This window comes from Halorubrum trapanicum, from assembly GCF_002355655.1.
Classification (GTDB): Archaea; Halobacteriota; Halobacteria; order Halobacteriales; family Haloferacaceae; genus Halorubrum; species Halorubrum trapanicum_A.
In genome coordinates this window covers 2684215-2705496 of record NZ_AP017569.1, presented here as the reverse complement: position 1 = coordinate 2705496, position 21282 = coordinate 2684215, and the positions used below count along the sequence as shown (strand labels likewise).

Genomic DNA, 21282 nt, shown 5'->3' with positions numbered 1-21282 from the left:
CTCCCTCATGGCCGGCCCACTCGCGGACGACTTCGGACGGGAGGTGACGGGCGTTCGGATCTCGCTCACCGACCGGTGTAACTTCGACTGCGTCTACTGTCACAACGAGGGGTTAGGCGACACGCGCGGGCCGATGGAGCCGAGCGACGAGGAGATGAGCGCGGACGACGTGGTCCGCTTCCTGGAGGTCGTCGAGGGGTACGGCGTCGACGCCGTGAAGTTCACGGGCGGCGAGCCGATGCTCCGGCAGGACTTAGAGGAGATCATCGAGCGCACGCCCGACTCGATGGAGGTCTCGATGACGACGAACGGCACCTTCCTCCCCGGGCGCGCCGAGGACCTGAAGGCCGCAGGGCTCGACCGCGTCAACGTCTCGCAGGACGCGCTCGACCCGGACGACTTCGCGGAGGTGACCAAGTCGGGCGCCTACGAGAAGGTCTTGGAGGGAGTCAAGGCCGCCGTCGACGCCGGGCTCGACCCAGTGAAGCTCAACATGGTCGTGTTCACGCACACCGCGGGCTACGTCGAGGAGATGGTCGAGCACGTCGCCGACAACGAGGGGCTCCAGCTCCAGCTCATCCAGTACATGCCGGAGCTGACGGGCAAGCCCGAGTGGAACGTCGACATCGGGCGCGTCCACGACTGGCTCGCGGAGGAGGCCGACCGCGTCGAACAGCGCGAGATGCACGACCGGAAGCGGTACTTCGTCGGCGAGGAGAGCGACGACGAGACGGGCGGCATGGTCGAGATCGTCGACCCCGTCGAGAACGAGGACTTTTGCGCCAACTGCGGCCGCGTCCGCGTCACCCACGAGGGGTACCTGAAGGGCTGTCTCAACCGCAACGACGACCTCCGCTCGATGGGCGAGATGACCCGCGAGGAGATCGCGGAGACGTTCGAGGAAGTGGTGGCGAACCGCGTGCCCTACTACGGCGAGTACCTCGTCGAGGGCGAGGACGGCGAGTACGAACTGAACGAGAAGTATCTCGGGACGCCGAGCGCGGCGGACTGAAAGGTAACTCGGACGTGTTCTCTTGTATACATCAAATATACAATTAATTATCTTTTAAGAATCTTGATTTTGATAAATTAGATGTATTGCTGCCTTACGCTGATATTTAATGTGGCTCAAGTGATTCTGGATGACACTGATTGACTTTTCTTGTCTATCTTCTGGTATTTCAGATAAATAATCAATATCACTCATCACATGTCTTGCGCCTGCATGAAATGCAATCAAAGCCGATAATTCATCCTCGTTTAAACGGCCAAGTTCTCCAGAGATTGATTCATAAACCTGATTATGAAGCCAATCTCCGTGTGGTACACCTTTCTTATCCGGATTGTGTGGCCAATCCTCTAATGCATTCATAGTTTCTAGCTCAGATAACAGCGCTTGTCGAACCCATTCTGTTCTTCTTTCTTTGTTAGATTTTTGTAATCTATACTGTGCGTAATAAGTCCCCACCGAGCCAATTGTGCCACCAAGAAGTGCTGAAAGTAAGGTCGCAGTCGAGGTAGAAAGTTCTGGAAATCCTACCATGTATCTGTTAAGAAGTTGTGTTATAATAATATCATTCCTCACTTAACGCTTCGCTCCTCACTGTACGGGCACAGTGGGATTCGAACCCACGACCGTCGGATTAGAAGTCCGACGCTCTATCCGGGCTGAGCTATGTGCCCTCATTCGCAACAGATCCCCCCAGTCTAAAAAACGCCCGCGGTTCGCGCCGCCCGCGGGCCAACAGCAGACCTAAGTCCGCGAGCGGAGTATCCGCCGGTAATGAACGTTATCGGAACCGTCGGCCTCCCCGGCAGCGGGAAGGGGGAGGCGGCGAACGTGGCCGAGGCCGCCGGCATCCCCGTCGTCGTCATGGGCGACGTGATCCGCGCCGAGTGCCGCCGCCGCGGGCTCGACCCGGCGCAACACCACGGGCGGATGGCGGGCACGCTCCGCGAGGAGGAGGGCGACGACGCCATCGCCGCGCGGACGCTCCCGCGGATTCGGGAGGCCGCGGCCGAGAGCGACCGCGACGAGACCGTCCTCGTCGACGGCCTCCGCTCGACCGTCGAACTCGAACGCTTCCGCGAGGCGTTCGGCGACGACTTCACCCTCGTCGCGATCCGCGCGCCGTTCGAGCTGCGCGCCGAGCGACTCGGCGAGCGCGGCCGCGACGACTCCGACTCCGACCTGTCGGCGCTCCGCGAGCGCGACGAACGCGAGATCGACCTCGGACTCGGCGAGACCCTCGAACGGGCCGACGTCGAGATCGACAACACCGACAGCCTCGCGGCGTTCCGCGAGCGCGTCCGCGAGGTGCTGGGCGTCGACGACGAGGGGGTGGAGCCGGACCGCTCCGACGACGAGGCCGCCGAGACGTCTGCCGCCGACGCCGAGGCGCCCGAGGCCGGAGGTGACGGCGCGTGATCTACAGCGTCGACGTCCGGATCGAGACCCCGGTCAACGACACGGAGGTGACCGACCGGGTCGCGGACGCGGTCGAGAACGTCTTCCCCGACGCGGAGCCGGTCCACGAGGACGGGCGGCTCGTCTCCGAGACGCACAGCCTCGACGCCTTCTCCGACGTGCTCCACGAACAGGAGATCCTCGACACCGCGCGGCGCGTCTTCCGGCAGAACCGCACGGACGAGGGGTTCACGTTCTCGTTAAAAAAGCAGGCGGCGTTCGAAGGCGTCGTCAACTTCGCGGTCGGCGAGTCGGACGAGCTCGGCGAGATCGACGTCGAGGTGCGCGTCCGCGAGCCGGACGTCGAGTCGTTCATCGACTACGTCGCGCCCGAGACCGACGAGGGCCAGCCGGTCGACCCCGTCCGCGAGTACGGCGACCGGTTCGACCCCGAGGACGAGGCGTACTGAGAGCGGGAGACGACCGGCGCGAGAAGGTTCTCCGATTCAGCTACTCAGCAGCGACGAGCCCGCGCCGCCGATCGCGCCGAAGACGGCGGGGTAGACGGCGCCGGCGAGGAGGACGGCGGTGACGACGTCGGGGGCCACGCTCCCGTCGCCGACCGCGTACCGGAACAGGAACGCGCCGACGACCGCGAGCGGGAGGTAGCCGGCCGCGACGAGCGCTCCCGAGCGGGCGCCGTCGAGCGGGGAGTCCGCGCCGGCGACCCGACCGGCGACGAGGCCCGAAACGAGCAGCAGGACCGGCGGGACTAAGAGTAGGAACCCCGTGCCCTCGGCATCCATGAGGAGGTTCCGCGACTGCGTGCCCCCGAACAGCGCGGGGAACACGGTCTCGACGAAGTGGGCGTTGTAGAACATCCAGCCCGACACCTGCCACGCCGAGATGGGGTCGCCCCCGAACAGCTCGGCGAGGAAGTTCAGGCCCGACAGCCCCTCCTCGATCCGGCCGCTCTGCGTGACGTAGACGGACAGGTAGCCGAGGAGGTACGCGGCGGCGCCGGCGACCGCGCCGCCGACCGCCTCTCGGGCGATGCTCGGATCCGAACCGGTCGTCGCAGTCGTTCCGCCGGGTGGTGACGAGGACATGCGCTCTGTGTCGTTTCGGACGCCGTAAGTGTTTGTTGGGTCGAGACCCCTACCGTAATTCAACCGAAATGGGCTCTGAAACCACCGTTCGCGTCAGGTTCGGTCGCTCGGACCGAGCCGCCGCCTCTCGGCGCTCCGACTACGAGGTCGTGTACCAGACCCCGTCGTGGACGCTCCCGTCGGCGAACGGCCCGCGGCTACGCGTCGAGCGCGTCGGCGAGGTCGGCGCCGACGCTCGCGATCGCGTCGCGGGCCCGGTCGACATCCTGCATCGTCATGAATCCGTGAACCATCGACGGGTAGTTCTCGTAGCGGGTCGCGACGCCGTCCGCGACGAGCTTCTCCGCGTACGCCTTCCCGCCGTCGCGTAGCGGGTCGAAGCCGGCGGTGACGACCGTTGCGGCCGCGACGCCGGAAAGGTCGCCGGCGTTGATCGGGTCGGCGTACGGGTTCCGGCGGTGGATCTCGTTCCGGTAGTAGGCCTCCGAGAACCACTCGATGTCCTCGCGCGAGAGGACGACCCCGGCGTGTTCGCGGACGGACTCCTGTTCGGTGTCGACGCCGATCCCGGGATACAGCAGCGCCTGACGTGCGATCTCGGGCCCGTCCCGCTCGGCGGCCATGAGGGCGGTGACGGCCGCGAGGTTGCCGCCCGCCGAGTCGCCCGCGACCGCGACGTCGCCGGTACCGCGGAGCCGCTCCGTCGAGTCCGCGGCCCACTCGACGGCGGCGTACGCGTCCTCGACGGCGGCCGGAAACGGGTGTTCGGGAGCGAGGCGGTACTCGACGGAGAGCACCGCACAGCCGCTCTCCCGCGTCAGGTGGCGACAGAGCCGGTCGTGGGTCTCGATACTCCCGAGGACGAACCCGCCGCCGTGGAAGAAGACGACCGTCGGATGGGGCGGGTCGCCCGCGGGCCGGTAGAGGCGCGCGTCGAGATCGCCTGCGGGCCGCGGGACCGTCACCGACTCGGTCCCGCCGACGCTCGGCGGATTCCGGTTCTGAAGCCGCGTCAGGGGGCGAGTCAGGAGCCGGAGCAGTTTCAGCTTGTAGCGTCCGTGCGGGAGGGGGATCCGAGACTGGCGGGCGGCGGCGCGCTTCGCCTGGGGGTCGATCTGGTCGGCGCTCACGCCGCGGGAGTCGTCGGGCCGTCGACAAGACGGTTGCGGCGGGGTCGCCGGAGGTCGTCGACCTCGCCGAGCGCGGCCGGACGGATCACCGCACCAGCCCGGCCGCCCGCAGCTCCTCGCGGATCGCGTCGCGTTTCACTATGGCGAAGCCGACGCAGATGATCAGGAAGCCGGCGACGGCCGTGGCGGTGATCCCCTCGTCGAGGACGAGCCACCCGACGACGGCGGCGAACACCGGCGCGACGTAGGAGACGAGGTTGATCTCGATCGGCCCGAGCCGGTCGAGTAAGTCGAAGTAGACCAGGAAGCCGAGCCCGCTGGCGACCACCGAGAGGTAGCCGAGGGCGAGCAGCGACTCCCTCGTCCAGACCGCGTCGGCGACCGACTCGCCGAGCGCGAGCGAGATCAAGTGGGTGAGTCCGGCGCCGAGCAGCATCGCCCACGCCTCCATCGTCTCGATCTCGATGTCGGCCTCGGAGGCGCGGGAGAGGACGGAGCCGAGCGCGAACGACGCCGCCGCCAGCAGCACGAGCAGCTTCGCCCCCGTGCCGCCGCCGGTCAGGTTCGCGGGGTCGGGGTTGGCGAGGACGACCGCGCCGACGAGCCCGATCGCCAGCCCGAGCGCGCCGACGGCGGTCAGCCGCTCCGCGGGCAGGACGGCGCGCGCGAACACCGTGGTCAACAGCGGCGAGAGGCTGACGATGACCGCCGCGACGGCGCTGGTCACCGCCGGGTCGGTCTCGCCGACGAACAGGAAGGAGTGGTAGGCGGCGATGATGAACACGGCGCCGGAGAGGACCTCCAGCCACGCGTCGCGGCCGCGGGGGATCGGGTCGTCGACCGCGTACGCGGCGTACGCCAGCATGACGACCCCCGCCACGTCGTACCGGAGCGCCGCGAACAGCACCGGCGGGAAGTACGCCAGCCCAGCCTTGATGGCGACGAACGCGGACCCCCAGACAGCGGCGAGGAGCAGGAACAGCGAGAGGTTTCTGAGACGGCTCACGTCCGCCCTCTCCCCGCGGCGCGCCAAAAGGTTCCGGAAACGGTCGCGTTCGCTGGATTCGGTCGGGAAGGACCCCCGCTACCGGACCCGGTACCCGTCGGCGTCGCGGGCGACGACGCCGACGTCGGAGAGCCGACGGAGCGCGCCCTCGACCGTCGACTCCCGCGCGCCGACCTCGTCGGCGACCGCCGCGGGCGTGCCGTCGGTCTCGACCACCGCGGCGATGACAGACGCGAAGAAGCGGCTGTCGGCCTGCCCGCCGAGCCGCTCGTCGATCTCGGCGAGGGCGTCCTCGACGCGGCCCTGGACCCACCGCTGGGCGAGCGAGAGCTCCCGGTCGAGGTCCTGGAGGCGCACGAACTCCTCGGCGAGCTCCGCGAGGTCGCCGGTCGAGCTCGACCCGTCGGGCGCCTCGATGGAGAGGTGGGGACAGCGCCCCGACATGTCGAGGCTGTTCTTCGCCGGGTACGCGCTCTTCGCGCCGAAGCCGTACGGCGAGACGCTCACCTCCAGCCGGAGGCTGCGCGCGATCCGGAAGTACTTCCGCCGCTGGTCGTCCGTCGTCGACTCGACGAGACCGGCCTCCTCCAGCTTCCGCAGGTGGTCGATCACCGCCTTCGGGCTCACGTCCAGGTACTCCGAGATCTCCGTGACGTAGCAGGGCTTGGTGGCGAGAAGCCGGAGGATGCGCCGCCGGTTCTCGTTGCCGAGGAGATCGAGCAGTACCGCGGAGTCCATTAACGTGTGGTTAGCGTTCAGCGGATAAAAGGTTGGCTTCCGGCGACGGCGGCCCAAATACTGATTACCGTGACGGCTCCACCCTTACGGAGGGAATGCCCGAGAAACAGCCGCGTCCCGAATGGAACCTCTCCGAGCGGGACACGATCATCCTCCAGGAACTCGCTCGCGACCCGCAGCTCACGTCACGCAGGCTCCGGGACCTCCTCGACGAGGAGTACGACATCGACGTCTCTCACGTCACCGTCAACGAGTCGATCCGGCGAATGCGCGAGGACGGCGTGTTCCGGGAGGCGCTGGTCCCCAACGAGGAGCAGCTCTTCTTCTCGCTTTTCGAGTTCCAGTTCAACCCCGAGGGGTTCGAGGAGAACTGGCGGGACGCGCTCGAACACATCCGGTCGAGCCGCCACACGTTCATGTACTTCCTCTCCGACGGCGACTACCAGTGGAAGACCATCATGATGTTCAAAGACCGCGAACAGGAGTCGAAGTGGATCCACGAGTTCTACAAGGAGTACGGGGAACTCATCACCAACCTCCGTAACTCCGTCGTGACGAACGTCCTCAAGTTCGGGACCGACCCCGAGCTGTTCGAGGTGTTTCAGGAGGAGGGCGACGACGAGTGACCGGCGCCGTCGGTCGCCGGATCAGTCGAATTCGCCGAACCGCGTGACGGCCTCCAGCTCCTCGGTCGGCGGGTCCTCGAACGCGTCCCGCGCGATCGTCCGCCGGTGGACCTCGTCGGCGCCGTCGACGATGCGGAACTGCCGGACGTTCTCGTGGAAGCGCGCGATCGGCAGGTCGTACGCGATCCCGTTGCCGCCGCAGAACTGGAGGGCGTCGTCGATCGCCTCCTGCGTCACGTTCGCCGCGAACGTCTTCGCCATCGCCACCTCGATCCGCGCCTCGTGGCCGTCGGCGATCCGGCCGGCCGCGTGCCGGACCATCGTGCGGGCGGCGTGGAGTTCGGTCCGGCGGTCGGCGATCCGGAACCGCGGCCCCTGCTTCTCCGAGAGCGGCTCGCCGAACCCCTCGCGCTCGGAGAGGTAGGCGGTCGCGATGTCGAGCGCGCGGTCGGCCATCCCGGCGTACCGCATACAGTGGGTGAGCCGGGCCGGCCCGAGCCGCTGCTGGACGAGCGTGAACCCCTCGTTTGCCTCGCCCAGCGTGTTCTCGACCGGGACCCGGACGTTATCGAACCGGATCTCGGCGTGCGTCGTCCCCACCAGCCCCTCGCCGAGGTGCGGGATGTTCCGGACGATCTCGACGCCGTCGGCGTCGGCGGGCACGAGGATCACCGAACAGCCCGCGTACGGGTGCGCCTCCTGATCGGTCCGCGCGAACGTCAGGAACACGTCGGCGTCGAGTCCACCCGTCGTCCACCATTTGTGGCCGTCGATGACCCACTCGTCGCCGTCCCTCTCGGCGGTCGTCTTCAGCATCTTCGGGTCCGAGCCGCCGCCCTGCATCGGCTCGGTCATCGCGAACCCGGAGTCGATCTCCCCGGCCGCGAGCGGGCGGAGCCAGCGCTCCTTCTGCTCCTCGGTGGCCGCGATCTCGAGGGTGTGCATGTTCCCCTCGTCCGGCGCCGCACACCGAAGCGCGGTCGGGCCGAGCAGGCTGCGCCCCGCCTCTTCGAACACGGGGAGCATCTCGCGGAAGCCGAGTCCGAGTCCGCCGTACTCCTCGTCGACCTGCGGGGCGTAGATCCCCTCGTCGCGCGCGGCGTCGCGCAGCGCCTCGATCTCCGTCGGTGGGATCGGTCCCCGACCGAGCCACTCCCGCTCGACCGGGAGCACCGTCTCATCGACGAACTCCCTGACGGCCTCGGCGACCTCCGGTCCGCGTCCGATGTCGTCGTACTCCATACCGATTCTTATTTAGCAATGTAAATAGTGGTTCCGGCTATTCTCCCAAAATTCTATATTACGGGAAACTGATCCCCAATGTACCGAAAAATAGATTTACAATGTTAGTTGAATATGCGATAACCGATAAAAGACGTTCGGGTACAGATCGGTCAGCCGCCGTTGCCTCCGGCCCGCGTCGAACGGAGGACGACCGGCCGTGACCGACGCCGATTACCTCGACAGGCTGGTCGACGACGACGCGCTCGGGACGTACCTCACGGCGGAGTTCGGGCCGGTAGACACGTTCGCCGTCGAGCGACACGCGGAGGGGCACTCGAACGAGACGCTGTTCGTCACGTGGGGCGACCGCGAGCTGGTGATCCGGCGGCCGCCCCCCGGCGAGACGGCCGACACGGCCCACGACGTGCTGCGCGAGTACCGCGTCGTCGACGCGCTCTCCGACACCGGCGTCCCGGTTCCGTCGACGCTGCGCGCCTGCGACGACGCCGCGGTGCTCGGGAGCGACTTCTACGTCATGGAGCGCGCCGACGGCGACGTGCTGCGCGACGCCGAGCCGACGCGGTTCGCCGATCCGGCCGCGCGCGAACGCGTCGGGGGCGCGCTCGTCGACACGCTGGCGGCGATCCACGCGGCCGACTACGAGGCCGTCGGGCTCGGCGAGTTCGGTCGCCCGGAGGGGTACACGGCCCGGCAGGTCGAGCGCTGGACCGGCCAGCTCGACTGGGCCTTCGAGACGACCGAGGCCGTCAGGGAGGTTCCCGACCTGGTCGCCGTCGGCGAGTGGCTCGCGGACAACGTCCCCGACGACCACCCGGAGACCCTCGTCCACGGCGACTTCAAGCTCGACAACGTGATGTACGGCCCCGGGACCCCGCCTGAGGTCGTCGCCGTCTTCGACTGGGAGCTGTCCACGCTCGGCGACCCCCTCGCCGACCTCGGCTGGCTGCTGTTGTTCTGGTACGACGAGGGCGACCCGGACCCGGCGATGCCCGATCTGATGTCGACGTTCACCGCCCGCGAGGGGTACCCAACCCGCGCGGGGCTGGTGGACCGGTACGAGTCGGCGACGGGCCGCGAGTTCGCCCACGAGCGGTTCTACCGCGCGCTCGCGGCGTACAAGATGGCCGCGCTCGGCGAGATGTTCCTCGCGCGGCACCTGAACGACGACAGCGACGACCCGCTGTACCCGAAGATGGAGACGCAGGTCCCCGAGCTCGCGGCGCGGACGCTCGCGTACGTCGAAGGCGAGACCGAGCGGCTGTAGGCTCCGCCGACGGCGGTCACTCGGGAGTCCACCGCCGGCGACTTACCGGGCCGTCCAGCCGCCGTCCGCGGCGAGCGTCTCGCCGGTGACGAAGCTCGCCGCGTCGCTCGCGAGGAAGACGACCGGGCCGGCTATCTCCGTCGGCTCGGCGAAGCGGTCGAGCGGCGTCCGGTCGAGGATCGACTGCCGGAGCCGTTCGTTCTCCTGAAGGGTCTCCGTCAGGTCGGTCGCGACGTACCCGGGGGCGACGGCGTTCACCCGCACGGCCGGCGCCCAGTCCATCGCCGCGCTCTTCGTCAGCCCGACGAGCCCGTGCTTCGACGCGACGTACGGGTGCTGTTTCGGGAGGCCGACCTCGCCGGCCACGCTGGCGACGTTGACGACGCTCCCCTCCGCCTCGCGCAGGTGCGGGCCGGCGGCCCGGAGGGTCCGGAACGCGCCCCGCAGGTTCACGTCGAGCACGCCGTCGACCGCGTCGGATTCGATCTCGGTCGGGTCGCCGAGCGCGTCGTCGGGGTTGAACCCGGCGTTGTTGACGAGGACGTCGAGCGAGCCGAACGCCTCGACGGTCTCCTCGACGAGCGCCGCCACGTCGTCGTCGTCGGTCACGTCGGCCGTGACGCCGCGCGCCTCGACGCCCAACTCGCGGGCCTCGTCGGCGACGGCCTCGACCTCCGCGGCCGTGCGCGCCGAGGGGACGACCGTCGCCCCCGCGGCGGCCAGCCCGAGGGTCACGGCGCGGCCGATCCCGCGCCCGCCGCCGGTGACGACGGCGACCTTCCCCGAGAGGTCGGGGAGGGCGTCGCTCATTCGCCACCTCCGTCGCCCGGCGCGTACGGCAGCGCCGGGTCTTCGACGGTCTCGCGGAGCGTCTTCTTGTCGAACTTCCCGGTCGCGGTCTTCGGGATCTCCTCGCGGAACCGCACGTCGTCCGGGAGCCACCAGCGCGGGAACTCCGCTTCGAGGAACGACCGGATCGCCGCCACGTCGAGCTCGCGGCCCGCCTTCGGCACGACGAACGCCAGCGGCCGCTCCTGCCAGCGCTCGTGCGGCGCCGCGATCACGACCGCCTCGGCGACGTCGTCGTGCGCCATCAGGGCGTTCTCCAGCTCGATGCTGGAGATCCACTCGCCGCCGGACTTGATCACGTCCTTGGCGCGGTCGACGACGTCGACGTACCCGTCCTCGTCGACGGTGACGATGTCGCCGGTGCGGAGCCAGCGCGCGCCCCCGTCCTCGGCCGCGACGAAGTCCGTCTCGTTGGCCTCCGGGCGGTCGTAGTACTCGCCGACGACCGTCGGCCCGCGGACGAGCAGCTCGCCGAACGCCTCGCCGTCCCACGGGATCGGCTCGCCGTCGTCCCCGACGACCCGCATCTCCAGCCCGGGCGAGAGCAGCCCCTGCTTCGCCCGCTTGTCGAGTTCCGCCTCGCGGTCGCCGTCCGCGGTCCCCGAGTTCGGCCGCGAGACGGAGCCGATGCTCATCGTCTCGGTCATCCCCCACGCGTGTTCGATCGTCACGTCGTGTTCGTCCTCGTACCGGCGCATAACTTCCCGGGGCGCGGCGCTGCCGCCGACGACGATGCGTTCGAGCGAGGAGAGGTCGCCGCCGTGTTCGTCCAGGTGGTCGAGCACGTCGATCCACACCGTCGGGACCCCGGCGGTGAGCGTGACGCCCTCCTCTTCGATCAGCTCGACGAGGTCGGCGGGGTCCGGGGACGGCCCCGGATACACCTGCTTCGCGCCCGCCATCGTCACGGCGTACGGGAACTCCCACGAGTTCACGTGGAACATGGGGACGACCGGCATCACCACGTCCTCCTCGGCGATGTCGAGCGCGGCGGGCGTCATCACCATCATCGCGTGGGCGTAGATCATCTTGTGGGTGTACTCGACCCCCTTCGGCTTCCCCGTCGTCCCGGAGGTGTAACACATCCCGGCCGGGTCGTCCTCGGAGAGCGAGGGCCACGATTCCATCGGGTCGACGTCCGCGATCAGCTCCTCGAACGACGACAGCGGCAGGTCCGCCTCCGTCTCCGGGATCGAGTCGTCCATGACGACGACCTCGCGGACGCCGTCGATCCGGTCCCACAGGCGGTCGAGGACCGCCACCGCGTCGCGGTCGACGATCAGCACGTCGTCCGCGGCGTCGTTAATGATGTACTCGACGTTGTCGTCCTGTAGCAGGAGGTTCACGGTGTGGAGCTGCGCGCCGGAGAGCGGGACCGCGTAGTACGCCTCCAGGTGACGGTGCGTGTTCCAGCCGAGCGTCCCGACGCGGTCGCCGGCCTCGACGCCGAGGTCCGCGAGCGCGGCCGCGAGCCGCCGGACGCGGTCGCCGAAGTCGGCGTAGGTGTAGCGGTCGACCCCGTCGTGAGTGCGCGAGACGACCTCGGTCTCCGGGAACAGCCGCGTCGCCCGCCAGAAGAACGGGCGGAGGGTGAGCTCCTCAGGCATCGGCGGTCCCCACGGAGAGGTACGTCTCGAGGAGGTCCTCTCGGTCCCGGATCTCCTCGACGGTGCCGTCGAAGACGATCTCGCCGGTGTCCATGATGTACCCCCGCTCGGCGAGCTCGAAGGCGAAGTCGACGTTCTGTTCGGTCAACAGCACGGTGACGTTCTGGTCGACGACCGTCTGGACGATCTCCTTGAGGTCGTCGACGATCACCGGCGCGAGCCCCTCGGTCGGCTCGTCTAAGAGCAGCACGTCGGGCGCTTGAACGAGCGCGCGGGCGACCGACACCATCTGCTGTTCGCCGCCGCTGAGGTTCCGCCCGTCGCTGCCGCGGAGGTCGTCGAGCGCCGGAAACAGGTCATACATCTCCTCTACCGGCCGCGGGTCGTTCGCCAGGTTGTGCGCCAACCGGAGGTTCTCCTGGACGGTCAGGGTGGGGAACACCCGGCGGTCCTCCGGGACGAGCGAGATCCCGCGCCCGTTGATCTCGTCCGACGACAGCCCCGTGATCTCCTCGCCGCGGTACGTGATCGACCCCGAGCGCGGCGGGGACGCGCCGACGATCGAGCGCATCGTCGTCGTCTTCCCCGCGCCGTTGCGTCCGAGCAGCGCCACCACCTCGCCCTCGTCGATATCCAGCGAGACCCCGTGGAGCACGTGGCTGTTCCCGTAGTACGTGTCGATGTCGTCGACCGTGAGTATCGTCATACGCTATCACTCCCCAGATATGCCTCGGTCACCCGCTCGTCCGTCAGCACCTCCGCCGGCGTCCCGTCCGCGAGGATCGACCCCTCGGCGAGCACGACGATCCGGTCGGAGATGTCCGTGACGACGTCCATGTTGTGTTCGGTCACGACGAACGTGGCGTCGAGGTCCGCGTCGAGCTCGCGGATCAGCGAGACGATCTCCGTCACCTCCGTCGGGTTCATCCCCGCGGTGGGCTCGTCCATCAGGAACACGTCCGGCTCGATGGCGAGCGCTAAGGCGATCTCGACGGTCCGTTTCTCCCCGTGGCTCAGCGTGTCGCAGGAGGTGTCCGCGATGTCGGTGAGCCCGGTGAGCTCCAACAGCTCCGCGACGTCGGCCTCGATCGACTCGTCGCCGGTCGCCCGCGAGCGGAAGTCGAGCCGCGCCCCCTCGTGGCTGATCCGGGCGACCCGCACGTTCTCGCGCACGGTGAGCCCCTCGAAGATATTCGTGATCTGGTACGACCGCGAGAGCCCCGCCTGCGCCACCTCGTGCGGCTCCGCGTCGGTGACGTCGGCGAGCTCGTCTCCCTCCCCGCTCCGGAGCCATATCGACCCCGACGTGGGTTCGAGCACGCCCGTCAGGAGGTTGTAGAACGTCGTTTTCCCGGCCCCGTTCGGGCCGATAATGCTGGTGATCTTGTCGTCGTCGATCTCGATGGAGACGTCGTCGACGGCGGTCAGTTCGCCGAACTGCTTCCGGAGGTCTTCGGTCTTGAGGACGGTCGTCACGAGTCGTCACCTCTGTCGGTCCGCGCGTCGCTGTCGCCGCCCGATTCGGCTCCGTCGTCCGTCGCGGTCGTCGCCTGCCCGCCCTCGTCGAGGGCGCCGCCACCGCCACTACCTGCGTCGCCAGCGTCGCCGTCTCCCAACACTCGGTCACGGAGCAGCAGGAGGCCCCCGACGGCGCCCTGCTTGAAGAACAGCACGACGGCGATGAGCAGCGCGCCGAAGAACAGCTCCCAGTACGCTTCGAGCGCCGGGAAGCGGCTGATCGCCCACCGGATGTACAGGAAGATGAACGCGCCGACTATCGGGCCGTAGAAATACGTCGCGCCGCCGATCACGGTCGCGATGACGGCGATCGCGCTCGTCGACCAGTGCGTGAGCCCCGGGGACGCGACGCTCGCGAGCCCCGCGCGCAACACGCCGGCGATCCCGACGACCGCCGCCGAGACGATGAACGTCATCCACCGGTGATGGCCGACGTCGATCCCGAGCGCGGCCGCGCGGTCGGGGCTCTCGCGGATCGCCTTACAGACGGCCCCGAACGGGGAGTTGACCACGCGCCACACCCCGTACGCCGCCGCGACCACGGTGACGGCCGAGATGAGGTAGTAGATCCGTCGGCCGCCGATCCGGAGGCTTACGCCGCCGAGATCGACGGTACCGAGCAGGACGATCACCCCGTCGGTCCCGTTCGTCAGCCCCGCCGGGTCCTGGATGATGAGCGAGTAGCCCAACATCCCGAACGCGAGCGTGATCAGCGCGAAGTAGATCTCCTCCAACCGGACGCTGAGCCACCCGACGGGCACCGCGACGGCGACGACGAGCGCGAGGCCGACGACGCCGCCGAGAACGAACGTGACGAGCGGCGAAATCCCTGTGCCGACGACGTCGGCGATCACCGGGCCGAGGTCCCGCAACACGATCGCGATCCCGTACGCGCCGCCCGCGTAGAACAGGCCGTGACCGAACGAGAGCAGGCCCGTGTAGCCGTACAGCAGGTTGAAGCCGAGCGCGAACAGCGCGACGACGAGGAAGTCGGTGAACAGATAGACTTGGAACGGCGGCGCGAGGGCGACAAGCACCAGCGCGACGGCGCCGAGGAGGCCGAACCGCTCGCGGGTCCATCCCTCGGCGACCGCCGAGCCGAACCGGCTGACCCGGCCGCCCGTGTCGGTCGCGCTCATTCGCCGATCCCCCCGAACAGGCCCTCGGGACGGAGCAGCAGCACGACCACCATCGCGAGGAAGGGGATCGCGATGCTGCCGGCGCTGATGAACTGCGGGCCGAGGCTCTGCATCATGCCGATGAGCATGGCGCCGACGAAGGCGCCGCCCATGGAGCCGAGTCCGCCGATGACGACGACGATGAACGCGTCGATGATCACCTGGTCGCCGAGCGCCGGGCTGGTCGCCTGGATCGGCGCCGAGAGCGCGCCGCCGAGGCCGGCCAGCACGCTCCCGAGGAAGAAGACCCCGGTGTAGAGCCGGGGCACGTCGACGCCGAGCATGGCCGCCATCTCGCGGTCCGAGGAGGTCCCCCGGACCAGCGAGCCGAAGTACGTCCGCGTGATGAACAGCCACAGCGCGACGAGCACACCGACGGCCAGGCCGATGACGACCAGCCGGTACGCGTTGAACGTGCTCCCGCCGAGCGTCACGGAGAAGTTGAACACGTCCGGCGGGTCGATCGAGTACGACCCCGACCCCCAGATGAACCGGACCGCCTCGTGGATCACGAGGACGAACCCGAACGTGACGATGAGCTGGTCGAGGTCTGAGTCGACTCGGTCGTACAGCCGGCGGATCGCCGAGAACTCGATCGCGGCGCCGACGACGCCGACGGCGAGCGCGCCGACCACGACGGCGATCCAGAAGTTGTCGACGACGTTCGAGATGACGGCGAGGGTGACGTACGCGCCGAGCATGTAGAACCCGCCGTGCGCGAAGTTGAGCACGCCCAGCACGCCGAAGATGAGACTCAGGCCGACGGCGATCAGAAAGAGCCGACTGCCGAGGCTCAGTCCGATGACGACGTCGGAGATACCGATCAGTGGAACGAGTGGTGTGAAACTCATGAAAAGGGGACGGGCTTAGATACCCGTCGGGAGGTCGGAGTCGCCGAGCGCCTCAGACAGCACGTCGGGACCCGCCTCGTATCGGTTCACGGGGTCGAGCACGTTGCTCTCCCACTCGTCGTCGTAGGTGACGGTGCCCCAGATTGACGCGACCGTCGCCTGGTTCGTCTCGCTGAACCGGTAGTCGCCGACGGGGCCCGAGTGCTCCATGCCGGTGAACTCGTCGACGAGCGCGCTGGCGTCCGTCCCTCCGGCCGACTCGATCGCCTCCTTGTACAGGTGGACCGCCCGATACGCGCCCTCTGCGTTGTACGTCGGGAGCGACTCGTACTCCTCGTAGTACGCATCGCGGAACGAGTTGTTCGTCTCGGTGTCGGGGACGAATGGGTCGTACCGAGTGGAGGCGTACTCACCCTCCGGGAGCGGACTGCCGTCGCTCGGGAGGTCCGTCCCCATCCCGACGCTGAACAGCGTGTGGTCGATCTGGTCGAACCAGCCCGCGCTCTCGGCCTGTCCGATGAACGTCGTGAGGTCGGCCCCCCACAGCGGGGTGAGTACCGCGTCGGGGTCGGCGTCGAGGATGGAGCTGATGAATGGCCTGTAGTCGCTCGTCGCCAGCGCCGGGAACTGCTCGGCCGTGAACTCGGCCTCGACGCCGAGCCCGTCGCAGTACGCCTGGAAGTAGTCCCAGGTCTCGTACCCGAACGCGTAGTCCGGGCCGATGGTGGCCCACTCGGTGGCGTCGAGCTCCTGGGCGACGCGCGCGGCCCCGTAGATGTCCTGCGCGAGGCTGTTGGAGTCGCGGAACACGTACTCGTTCCCGACGGAGTCCTCGTGCTCGCCCTGCGGCGAGGTGACGAACGGGGTCGCCGCGTGCGTGATCATGAACGGTATCTGGAGCTGCGAGATCTGCGGCGCGACGGCCTGGGCGACGCCGCTGGAGTCGAGCCCGAACAGCCCGTCGACGTTGTCCTCCTGAACGAGGCTGCGGATCTGCTGGATCGCCGTGTCGGCGCTCGCCTCGGTGTCGCGGACGATCACCTCGACGTCTCGGCCGTCGATGCCGCCGTTGTCGTTGATCTCCGACACCGCGAAGTCGATCCCGCGTTCGGCCTCCTCGCCGTACAGCGACGCGAACCCGGAGAGGATGTACGCGGCCCCGAGCGTCACGGGCCCGCCGTCTCCGCCGCCCCCGCCGGAACAGCCGGCGAGCCCGACGGCCGCGCCCGCGCCGGCGGCCTGAAGGAACCGCCGCCGTCCGACCGGCGACCGGCTCCCCGAACCCGTCTCGGCGGCGTCGCTCCGTTTATACTTGTTTTCGGTATCGCTGTCTTCGGTTACCATTGTTAACAATTGTCCGTGAGTGTCGCTCCCTACATAAATATGCGGGTCTGTAACATACGATAACCTTCCCCGTCGTACTTCCCCGTCCCAAACCCCAGTCCGGACCCGAATCGGTCGGTCGAACGCGGGGAGGGATCGGCCGCCGTCCGGCGTGACCAATAGTAAAGTGCCTGTACAACGTTGTCATACTTCACATGAACGCGGTAAACCCAGCGACCGGGGCGCAGATCGAAACGTACAACGAACACGACGTGGACGACGTCGAGGCGGCGCTGGAGCGGTCGACCGCGGCGTTCGACGACTGGCGGACGCGTCCGCTCCGGGACCGCGAGCGGCTCCTCGCGAACGCGGCCGACGTACTCAGAGAGAACAAGCGGGAGTACGCCGAGACGATGACCCGGGAGATGGGGAAGCCGATCTCGCAGGCGGTCGGCGAGATCGAGAAGTGCGCGTGGGTCTGCGACCACTACGCGGAACACGCGGGCGCGTACCTCGAGGCGGACCACCACCCGAGCCCGCCGGGCTCGACGGTCAGGACGGAGCACGAACCGCTCGGCCCCGTCCTCGCGGTGATGCCGTGGAACTTCCCGTTCTGGCAGGTGTTCCGCTTCGCCGCGCCGTACCTCACGGCCGGGAACGTCGGCCTCCTCAAGCACGCGTCGAACGTGCCCGGCTGCGCGCTCGCGATCGAGGAGGTGTTCCGCGAGGCCGGCTACCCCGAGGACGTCTTCCAGACGCTTCTGATCCCGTCGGACCTCGTCGACGACCTCCTGACGGACGACCGCGTTCGGGCCGCGACGCTGACCGGGAGCGGGCCGGCCGGGCGCGCGGTCGCCGCGAGCGCCGGCGACCAGCTCAAGAAGACCGTCCTCGAACTCGGCGGGAGCGACCCGTTCGTCGTCCTCGACGACGCCGACGTCGCGGCCGCGGCCGAGACGGGAGCCTGGGCGCGGAACCTGAACGGGGGGCAGTCGTGCATCGCCGCGAAGCGCTTCGTCGTCCACACGGACGTGTACGACGCGTTCCTCGACGCGCTCGTCGACGAGATCGACGCGCTCACCGTCGGCGACCCGACCGTGGAGGCGACCGACGTCGGGCCGCAGGCGCGGGCGGACCTCATGGAGTCGCTCCACGAGCAGGTCACCGCGAGCGTCGACGCGGGCGCGACGCTCGTGACCGGCGGCGAGCCCCTCGACCGAGAGGGGGCGTTCTACCCGCCGACCGTCCTGACCGACGTCCCCGAGGGATGCCCCGTCGACACCGAGGAGACGTTCGGGCCGGTGGCCACGGTGTACGAGGTCGACGGCGAGGAAGCGGCGGTCGAGACGGCCAACGACACCGAGTTCGGGCTCGGAGCGAGCGTCTGGACCGAGGACCGCGACCGGGGGGAGCGCGTGGCGAGCCGCATCGACGCGGGCTGCGTGTACGTGAACCAGCTCGTCAAGTCCGACCCGCGGGTCCCCTTCGGCGGGATCAAGGACTCGGGCTACGGCCGGGAGCTCTCCGAGGCCGGGATCAAGGAGTTCGTCAACCGAAAGACCGTCTGGGTCGAGTGACGGGAGTGACCCCATCGAAGGGTAGTTACCCCCCGGGCGGCACGCTGGGGTATGGAGACGGCACTCGTCATCCTCGACGGCTGGGGGCTCGGCGACCACGACCGCCGCGACGCCGTGAAGGCGGCCGACACGCCGACGTTCGACGCGGCGACGGAGCGCGGGGCCGACGGCCGCCTCGTCGTCCACGGGCGGCGCGTGGGGCTCCCCGAGGGACAGATGGGCAACTCCGAGGTCGGCCACCTCAACATCGGCGCGGGCCGAGTGGTGAAGCAGGCGTACACCCGAATCACGGACGCGCTCGCGGAGGGATCGCTCTCGGACAACGACGCGATCGCCGACGCGCTCGACCACGCGGCCTCGACCGGCGGGAGAGTCCACTTCATGGGGCTCGTGTCCGACGGCGGCGTCCACTCGGACGTGGAACACCTGCTCGCGCTGATCGACGCCGCCGCCGACGCGGGGGTCCCGGCGACGAGCCACGCGTTCACCGACGGGCGCGACACGGCCCCCGAGATCGCCGACGAGTTCCTCGCCGACGTGACCGCGAAGGCCGACGAGCGCGGGACGGGCCACGTCGCGACCGTCACCGGGCGATACCACGCAATGGACCGCGACGAGAACTGGGAGCGCACGCGGAAGGCGTACGACGCGATCGTCGCCCGCGAGGCCCCGAACGAGGCCGACAGCGCGGTCGCGGCCGCCCGCGAGGCCCACGCCCGCGGCGAGACGGACGAGTTCGTCGAGCCGACGCTCGTCGCGGACGAGCCCGCGCTGGCCGACGGCGACGCGGTGGTCTTCTTCAACTTCCGCGCGGATCGCGCCCGCCAGCTGGTCCGGATGCTGACCGGCGTCCGGCCGGAGTGGGGGTTCGACCTCGACCAGCCCGAGATCCGCATGACGACGATGACCGAGTACGACGAGACGTTCGAGTTCCCGGTCGCGTTCCCGCCGGAGATCCCCGCGAACACGATCGGCGAGGTCGTCGCGGACGCCGGCGGCACCCAGCTCCGGATCGCGGAGTCGGAGAAGTACCCCCACGTCACCTACTTCCTCAACGGCGGCCGCGAGGTGGCGTTCCCCGGCGAGATCCGCACCATCGTCGAGAGCCCGGACGTCCCCACCTACGACCAGCAGCCCGAGATGTCCGCGCCCGAGGTGACCGACGAGGCCGTCGAGACGATCGCCGCCGACGACCCCGACCTGCTCGTGTTGAACTACGCGAATCCCGACATGGTGGGCCACACCGGCGACTTCGACGCGGCCGTCGAGGCCGTCGAGGCCGTCGACGAACAGCTCGACCGGCTGCTCTCCGCGGTCGCCGACGCCGGCGCGCACGCGGTCGTCACCGCCGACCACGGCAACGCCGACGACATGGGCACCGCCGAAAACCCCCACACCGCCCACACGTTCAACCCCGTGCCGTTCGTCTACCTGACGCCCGACGGCGGCGACGGCGGGGAGCGCGTCCGAGAAGACGGGTCGCTGTGCGACATCGCCCCGACGCTGCTCGACCTGATGGACCGCGACCGACCCGCCGAGATGACCGGCGAGTCGCTGCTCGAGAATAAACGATAAACTTCGGATCGATTCTCGCTCGTTCCACGGCGTTTTAATACGCCGACTGTCGTGTAATTGTTCATGACAGACGAGACCACGCCGGTGATCGCGGCCGCTTACCGAACGCCGCAGGGGAAAGAGGGCGGCGTCTACGAAGACGTCCGCAGCGAGGACCTCTCGACGACGCTCATCGACCACGCGCTCGACGAGACGGGGCTGACCAGCGACCACGTCGACGACCTGATGTGGGGCGTCGCGCAGCAGCGCACCGAGCAGGACAACAACGTCGCGCGCGTCATCGCGCTCCTCTCCGACTTGGGCGAGTCGGTGCCCGCCACCTCGATCAACCGGTGGTGCGCCTCCTCGATGCAGGCGGTCATCTCGGCGTCGGACGCGATCGCCGCGGGGAACCGCGACTGTATCATCGCGGGCGGCGTCGAGAACATGAGCCGCGTCCCGATGGACGGCGACTCCTACGAGCACCTCCACCCCGAGCTCTCGGAGGAGTACAACATCTTCCAGCTGCAGATGGGAATGACCGCCGAGAAGGTCGCCGAGAAGTACGACGTGAGCCGCGAGGCGCAAGACGAGTACGCGGCCCGCAGCCACCAGCGCGCCGCGGAAGCGACCGAGTCCGGCCGCTTCGACGACGAGATCGTCCCCGTCGAGACCGACGACGGCCTCGTCGAGGAGGACGAGGGGATCCGTCCGGACACGACCGCCGAGAAGCTCGCCGACCTCCCGCCCGCGTTCACCGGCGACGGCAGCGTCACCGCGGGGAACTCCTCGCAGATCTCGGACGGCGCGTCGCTGACGGTCGTGACGAGCGAGGCGTTCGCCGAGGAGCACGGCCTCGACGTGCTCGCCGAGGTCGGCACGAACAACGTCGCCGGCGTCGACCCCACGGTCATGGGGATCGGCCCGGTGCCCGCCACCCGCGGGCTCCTCGAACGCGCCGGCACGGAGATCGACGACTACGACCTGGTCGAGCTGAACGAGGCGTTCGCCTCCCAGTGCGAGTACTCGCGGCGCGAGCTCGGCGTCGACGAGGAGATCTACAACGTCAACGGCGGCGCCATCGCGCTCGGCCACCCGCTCGGCGCCTCCGGGGCCCGGCTCCCCGTCACGCTGCTCCACGAGATGCAAAAACGGGACGCCGAGCGCGGCCTCGCGACGCTCTGCGTCGGCTTCGGGCAGGGCGCCGCGATCGAGTTCCTGCGGTAGAGAGCCGCGAGAAACAGTTGATTTCTGCGGTGGCGCGTGCCGGCGAGCGCCCGAAGGGCGCGAGTCGCACGCG

At 68.8% G+C, this 21282-nt stretch carries 21 protein-coding genes and 1 tRNA gene; 8 read left to right on the top strand and 14 right to left on the bottom strand.

The window, feature by feature from the left end; genetic code table 11:
• The first annotated feature begins 7 nt into the window (after window positions 1-7).
• Window positions 8-1012, top strand: coding sequence for a GTP 3',8-cyclase MoaA (moaA, locus tag CPZ01_RS13170; RefSeq protein ID WP_096395808.1), 1005 nt, complete (start codon window positions 8-10; stop codon window positions 1010-1012).
• 54 nt (window positions 1013-1066) lie between these two features.
• On the opposite strand, the gene CPZ01_RS15110 is transcribed toward moaA, so the two are convergent.
• Together CPZ01_RS15110 and CPZ01_RS13165 are read right to left on the bottom strand one after the other, a co-directional pair.
• A complete protein-coding gene (locus tag CPZ01_RS15110) occupies window positions 1067-1543 on the bottom strand; it encodes a hypothetical protein (protein ID WP_157745995.1) in 477 nt (158 codons plus the stop codon).
• Window positions 1544-1608: 65 nt separating this feature from the next.
• A tRNA-Arg gene (locus CPZ01_RS13165) sits at window positions 1609-1683 on the bottom strand.
• Between the two features lie 100 nt (window positions 1684-1783).
• Between CPZ01_RS13165 and CPZ01_RS13160 the strand changes: the two genes are divergently transcribed.
• Together CPZ01_RS13160 and CPZ01_RS13155 are read left to right on the top strand one after the other, a co-directional pair.
• Window positions 1784-2428, top strand: coding sequence for an AAA family ATPase (locus CPZ01_RS13160; RefSeq protein ID WP_096395806.1), 645 nt, complete (start codon window positions 1784-1786; stop codon window positions 2426-2428).
• Complete coding sequence (locus tag CPZ01_RS13155; RefSeq protein WP_096395804.1) at window positions 2425-2877, top strand: RNA-binding domain-containing protein; 453 nt, start codon at window positions 2425-2427, stop codon at window positions 2875-2877. The genes CPZ01_RS13160 and CPZ01_RS13155 overlap by 4 nt, the downstream gene beginning before the upstream one ends.
• Before the next feature lie 36 nt (window positions 2878-2913).
• Here the strand turns inward: CPZ01_RS13155 and CPZ01_RS13150 are convergent, their stop codons facing one another.
• From CPZ01_RS13150 to CPZ01_RS13135, 4 genes are all read right to left on the bottom strand, one after another.
• Window positions 2914-3516, bottom strand: coding sequence for a transporter (locus CPZ01_RS13150; RefSeq protein WP_096395802.1), 603 nt, complete (start codon window positions 3514-3516; stop codon window positions 2914-2916).
• A gap of 197 nt (window positions 3517-3713) precedes the next feature.
• Window positions 3714-4646: an alpha/beta hydrolase gene (locus tag CPZ01_RS13145; protein ID WP_096395800.1), complete on the bottom strand. Its 933-nt coding sequence runs from the start codon at window positions 4644-4646 to the stop codon at window positions 3714-3716.
• Between the two features lie 85 nt (window positions 4647-4731).
• Window positions 4732-5652 (bottom strand): DMT family transporter, encoded by a 921-nt coding sequence (locus CPZ01_RS13140; protein ID WP_096395798.1) that lies wholly within the window; start codon window positions 5650-5652, stop codon window positions 4732-4734.
• Between the two features lie 78 nt (window positions 5653-5730).
• The gene (locus CPZ01_RS13135; RefSeq protein WP_096395796.1) at window positions 5731-6390 is read right to left on the bottom strand and encodes an ArsR/SmtB family transcription factor; all 660 of its coding nucleotides are present in this window, start codon (window positions 6388-6390) and stop codon (window positions 5731-5733) included.
• 95 nt (window positions 6391-6485) lie between these two features.
• On the opposite strand from CPZ01_RS13135, the gene CPZ01_RS13130 reads away from it, so the two are divergent.
• The gene (locus tag CPZ01_RS13130; protein ID WP_096395793.1) at window positions 6486-7016 is read left to right on the top strand and encodes an Lrp/AsnC family transcriptional regulator; all 531 of its coding nucleotides are present in this window, start codon (window positions 6486-6488) and stop codon (window positions 7014-7016) included.
• Window positions 7017-7037: 21 nt separating this feature from the next.
• Here the strand turns inward: CPZ01_RS13130 and CPZ01_RS13125 are convergent, their stop codons facing one another.
• Window positions 7038-8258 carry an acyl-CoA dehydrogenase family protein gene (locus CPZ01_RS13125; RefSeq protein WP_096395791.1) on the bottom strand — a complete coding sequence of 407 codons (1221 nt, stop codon included), beginning with the start codon at window positions 8256-8258 and terminating at the stop codon, window positions 7038-7040.
• Between the two features lie 199 nt (window positions 8259-8457).
• On the opposite strand from CPZ01_RS13125, the gene CPZ01_RS13120 reads away from it, so the two are divergent.
• A complete protein-coding gene (locus tag CPZ01_RS13120; protein ID WP_096395789.1) occupies window positions 8458-9525 on the top strand; it encodes a phosphotransferase family protein in 1068 nt (355 codons plus the stop codon).
• A gap of 42 nt (window positions 9526-9567) precedes the next feature.
• Here CPZ01_RS13120 and CPZ01_RS13115 read toward each other — a convergent pair whose 3' ends face one another.
• From CPZ01_RS13115 to CPZ01_RS13085, 7 genes are read right to left on the bottom strand one after another with little or no spacing between them, the layout of a single operon-like run.
• A complete protein-coding gene (locus tag CPZ01_RS13115; RefSeq protein ID WP_096395787.1) occupies window positions 9568-10335 on the bottom strand; it encodes an SDR family NAD(P)-dependent oxidoreductase in 768 nt (255 codons plus the stop codon).
• Window positions 10332-11981, bottom strand: a complete 1650-nt coding sequence (locus CPZ01_RS13110) for a long-chain fatty acid--CoA ligase (protein ID WP_096395784.1) — start codon at window positions 11979-11981, stop codon at window positions 10332-10334. The genes CPZ01_RS13115 and CPZ01_RS13110 overlap by 4 nt, the downstream gene beginning before the upstream one ends.
• Window positions 11974-12687: an ABC transporter ATP-binding protein gene (locus tag CPZ01_RS13105; protein WP_096395781.1), complete on the bottom strand. Its 714-nt coding sequence runs from the start codon at window positions 12685-12687 to the stop codon at window positions 11974-11976. Before CPZ01_RS13105 ends, CPZ01_RS13110 begins: the two co-directional genes overlap by 8 nt.
• Window positions 12684-13457 (bottom strand): ABC transporter ATP-binding protein, encoded by a 774-nt coding sequence (locus CPZ01_RS13100; RefSeq protein ID WP_096395779.1) that lies wholly within the window; start codon window positions 13455-13457, stop codon window positions 12684-12686. Before CPZ01_RS13100 ends, CPZ01_RS13105 begins: the two co-directional genes overlap by 4 nt.
• The gene (locus CPZ01_RS13095; RefSeq protein ID WP_096395777.1) at window positions 13454-14638 is read right to left on the bottom strand and encodes a branched-chain amino acid ABC transporter permease; all 1185 of its coding nucleotides are present in this window, start codon (window positions 14636-14638) and stop codon (window positions 13454-13456) included. Before CPZ01_RS13095 ends, CPZ01_RS13100 begins: the two co-directional genes overlap by 4 nt.
• Window positions 14635-15528: a branched-chain amino acid ABC transporter permease gene (locus CPZ01_RS13090; RefSeq protein ID WP_096395775.1), complete on the bottom strand. Its 894-nt coding sequence runs from the start codon at window positions 15526-15528 to the stop codon at window positions 14635-14637. The genes CPZ01_RS13095 and CPZ01_RS13090 overlap by 4 nt, the downstream gene beginning before the upstream one ends.
• 15 nt (window positions 15529-15543) lie before the next feature.
• A complete protein-coding gene (locus CPZ01_RS13085; RefSeq protein ID WP_096395773.1) occupies window positions 15544-16872 on the bottom strand; it encodes an ABC transporter substrate-binding protein in 1329 nt (442 codons plus the stop codon).
• A gap of 194 nt (window positions 16873-17066) precedes the next feature.
• On the opposite strand from CPZ01_RS13085, the gene CPZ01_RS13080 reads away from it, so the two are divergent.
• The 3 genes from CPZ01_RS13080 (at window position 17067) to CPZ01_RS13070 (ending at window position 21209) form a co-directional block, all read left to right on the top strand.
• A complete protein-coding gene (locus tag CPZ01_RS13080) occupies window positions 17067-18428 on the top strand; it encodes an NAD-dependent succinate-semialdehyde dehydrogenase (RefSeq protein ID WP_096395771.1) in 1362 nt (453 codons plus the stop codon).
• A gap of 51 nt (window positions 18429-18479) precedes the next feature.
• The gene (gene gpmI / locus CPZ01_RS13075; RefSeq protein WP_096395769.1) at window positions 18480-20003 is read left to right on the top strand and encodes a 2,3-bisphosphoglycerate-independent phosphoglycerate mutase; all 1524 of its coding nucleotides are present in this window, start codon (window positions 18480-18482) and stop codon (window positions 20001-20003) included.
• A 63-nt stretch (window positions 20004-20066) separates the two neighbouring features.
• Window positions 20067-21209 (top strand): thiolase family protein, encoded by a 1143-nt coding sequence (locus CPZ01_RS13070; RefSeq protein ID WP_096395767.1) that lies wholly within the window; start codon window positions 20067-20069, stop codon window positions 21207-21209.
• Window positions 21210-21282 lie beyond the last annotated feature (73 nt).

Coding starts and splice junctions, on each gene's coding strand:
- CPZ01_RS15110 (WP_157745995.1), bottom strand. CDS start 1,543: ATGGTAGGATTTCCAGAACTTTCTACCTCGACTGCGACCTTACTTTCA.
- CPZ01_RS13150 (WP_096395802.1), bottom strand. CDS start 3,516: ATGTCCTCGTCACCACCCGGCGGAACGACTGCGACGACCGGTTCGGAT.
- CPZ01_RS13160 (WP_096395806.1), top strand. CDS start 1,784: ATGAACGTTATCGGAACCGTCGGCCTCCCCGGCAGCGGGAAGGGGGAG.
- CPZ01_RS13080 (WP_096395771.1), top strand. CDS start 17,067: ATGAACGCGGTAAACCCAGCGACCGGGGCGCAGATCGAAACGTACAAC.
- CPZ01_RS13135 (WP_096395796.1), bottom strand. CDS start 6,390: ATGGACTCCGCGGTACTGCTCGATCTCCTCGGCAACGAGAACCGGCGG.
- CPZ01_RS13085 (WP_096395773.1), bottom strand. CDS start 16,872: ATGGTAACCGAAGACAGCGATACCGAAAACAAGTATAAACGGAGCGAC.
- CPZ01_RS13125 (WP_096395791.1), bottom strand. CDS start 8,258: ATGGAGTACGACGACATCGGACGCGGACCGGAGGTCGCCGAGGCCGTC.
- CPZ01_RS13110 (WP_096395784.1), bottom strand. CDS start 11,981: ATGCCTGAGGAGCTCACCCTCCGCCCGTTCTTCTGGCGGGCGACGCGG.
- CPZ01_RS13115 (WP_096395787.1), bottom strand. CDS start 10,335: ATGAGCGACGCCCTCCCCGACCTCTCGGGGAAGGTCGCCGTCGTCACC.
- CPZ01_RS13090 (WP_096395775.1), bottom strand. CDS start 15,528: ATGAGTTTCACACCACTCGTTCCACTGATCGGTATCTCCGACGTCGTC.
- CPZ01_RS13070 (WP_096395767.1), top strand. CDS start 20,067: ATGACAGACGAGACCACGCCGGTGATCGCGGCCGCTTACCGAACGCCG.
- gpmI (WP_096395769.1), top strand. CDS start 18,480: ATGGAGACGGCACTCGTCATCCTCGACGGCTGGGGGCTCGGCGACCAC.
- moaA (WP_096395808.1), top strand. CDS start 8: ATGGCCGGCCCACTCGCGGACGACTTCGGACGGGAGGTGACGGGCGTT.
- CPZ01_RS13105 (WP_096395781.1), bottom strand. CDS start 12,687: ATGACGATACTCACGGTCGACGACATCGACACGTACTACGGGAACAGC.
- CPZ01_RS13130 (WP_096395793.1), top strand. CDS start 6,486: ATGCCCGAGAAACAGCCGCGTCCCGAATGGAACCTCTCCGAGCGGGAC.
- CPZ01_RS13095 (WP_096395777.1), bottom strand. CDS start 14,638: ATGAGCGCGACCGACACGGGCGGCCGGGTCAGCCGGTTCGGCTCGGCG.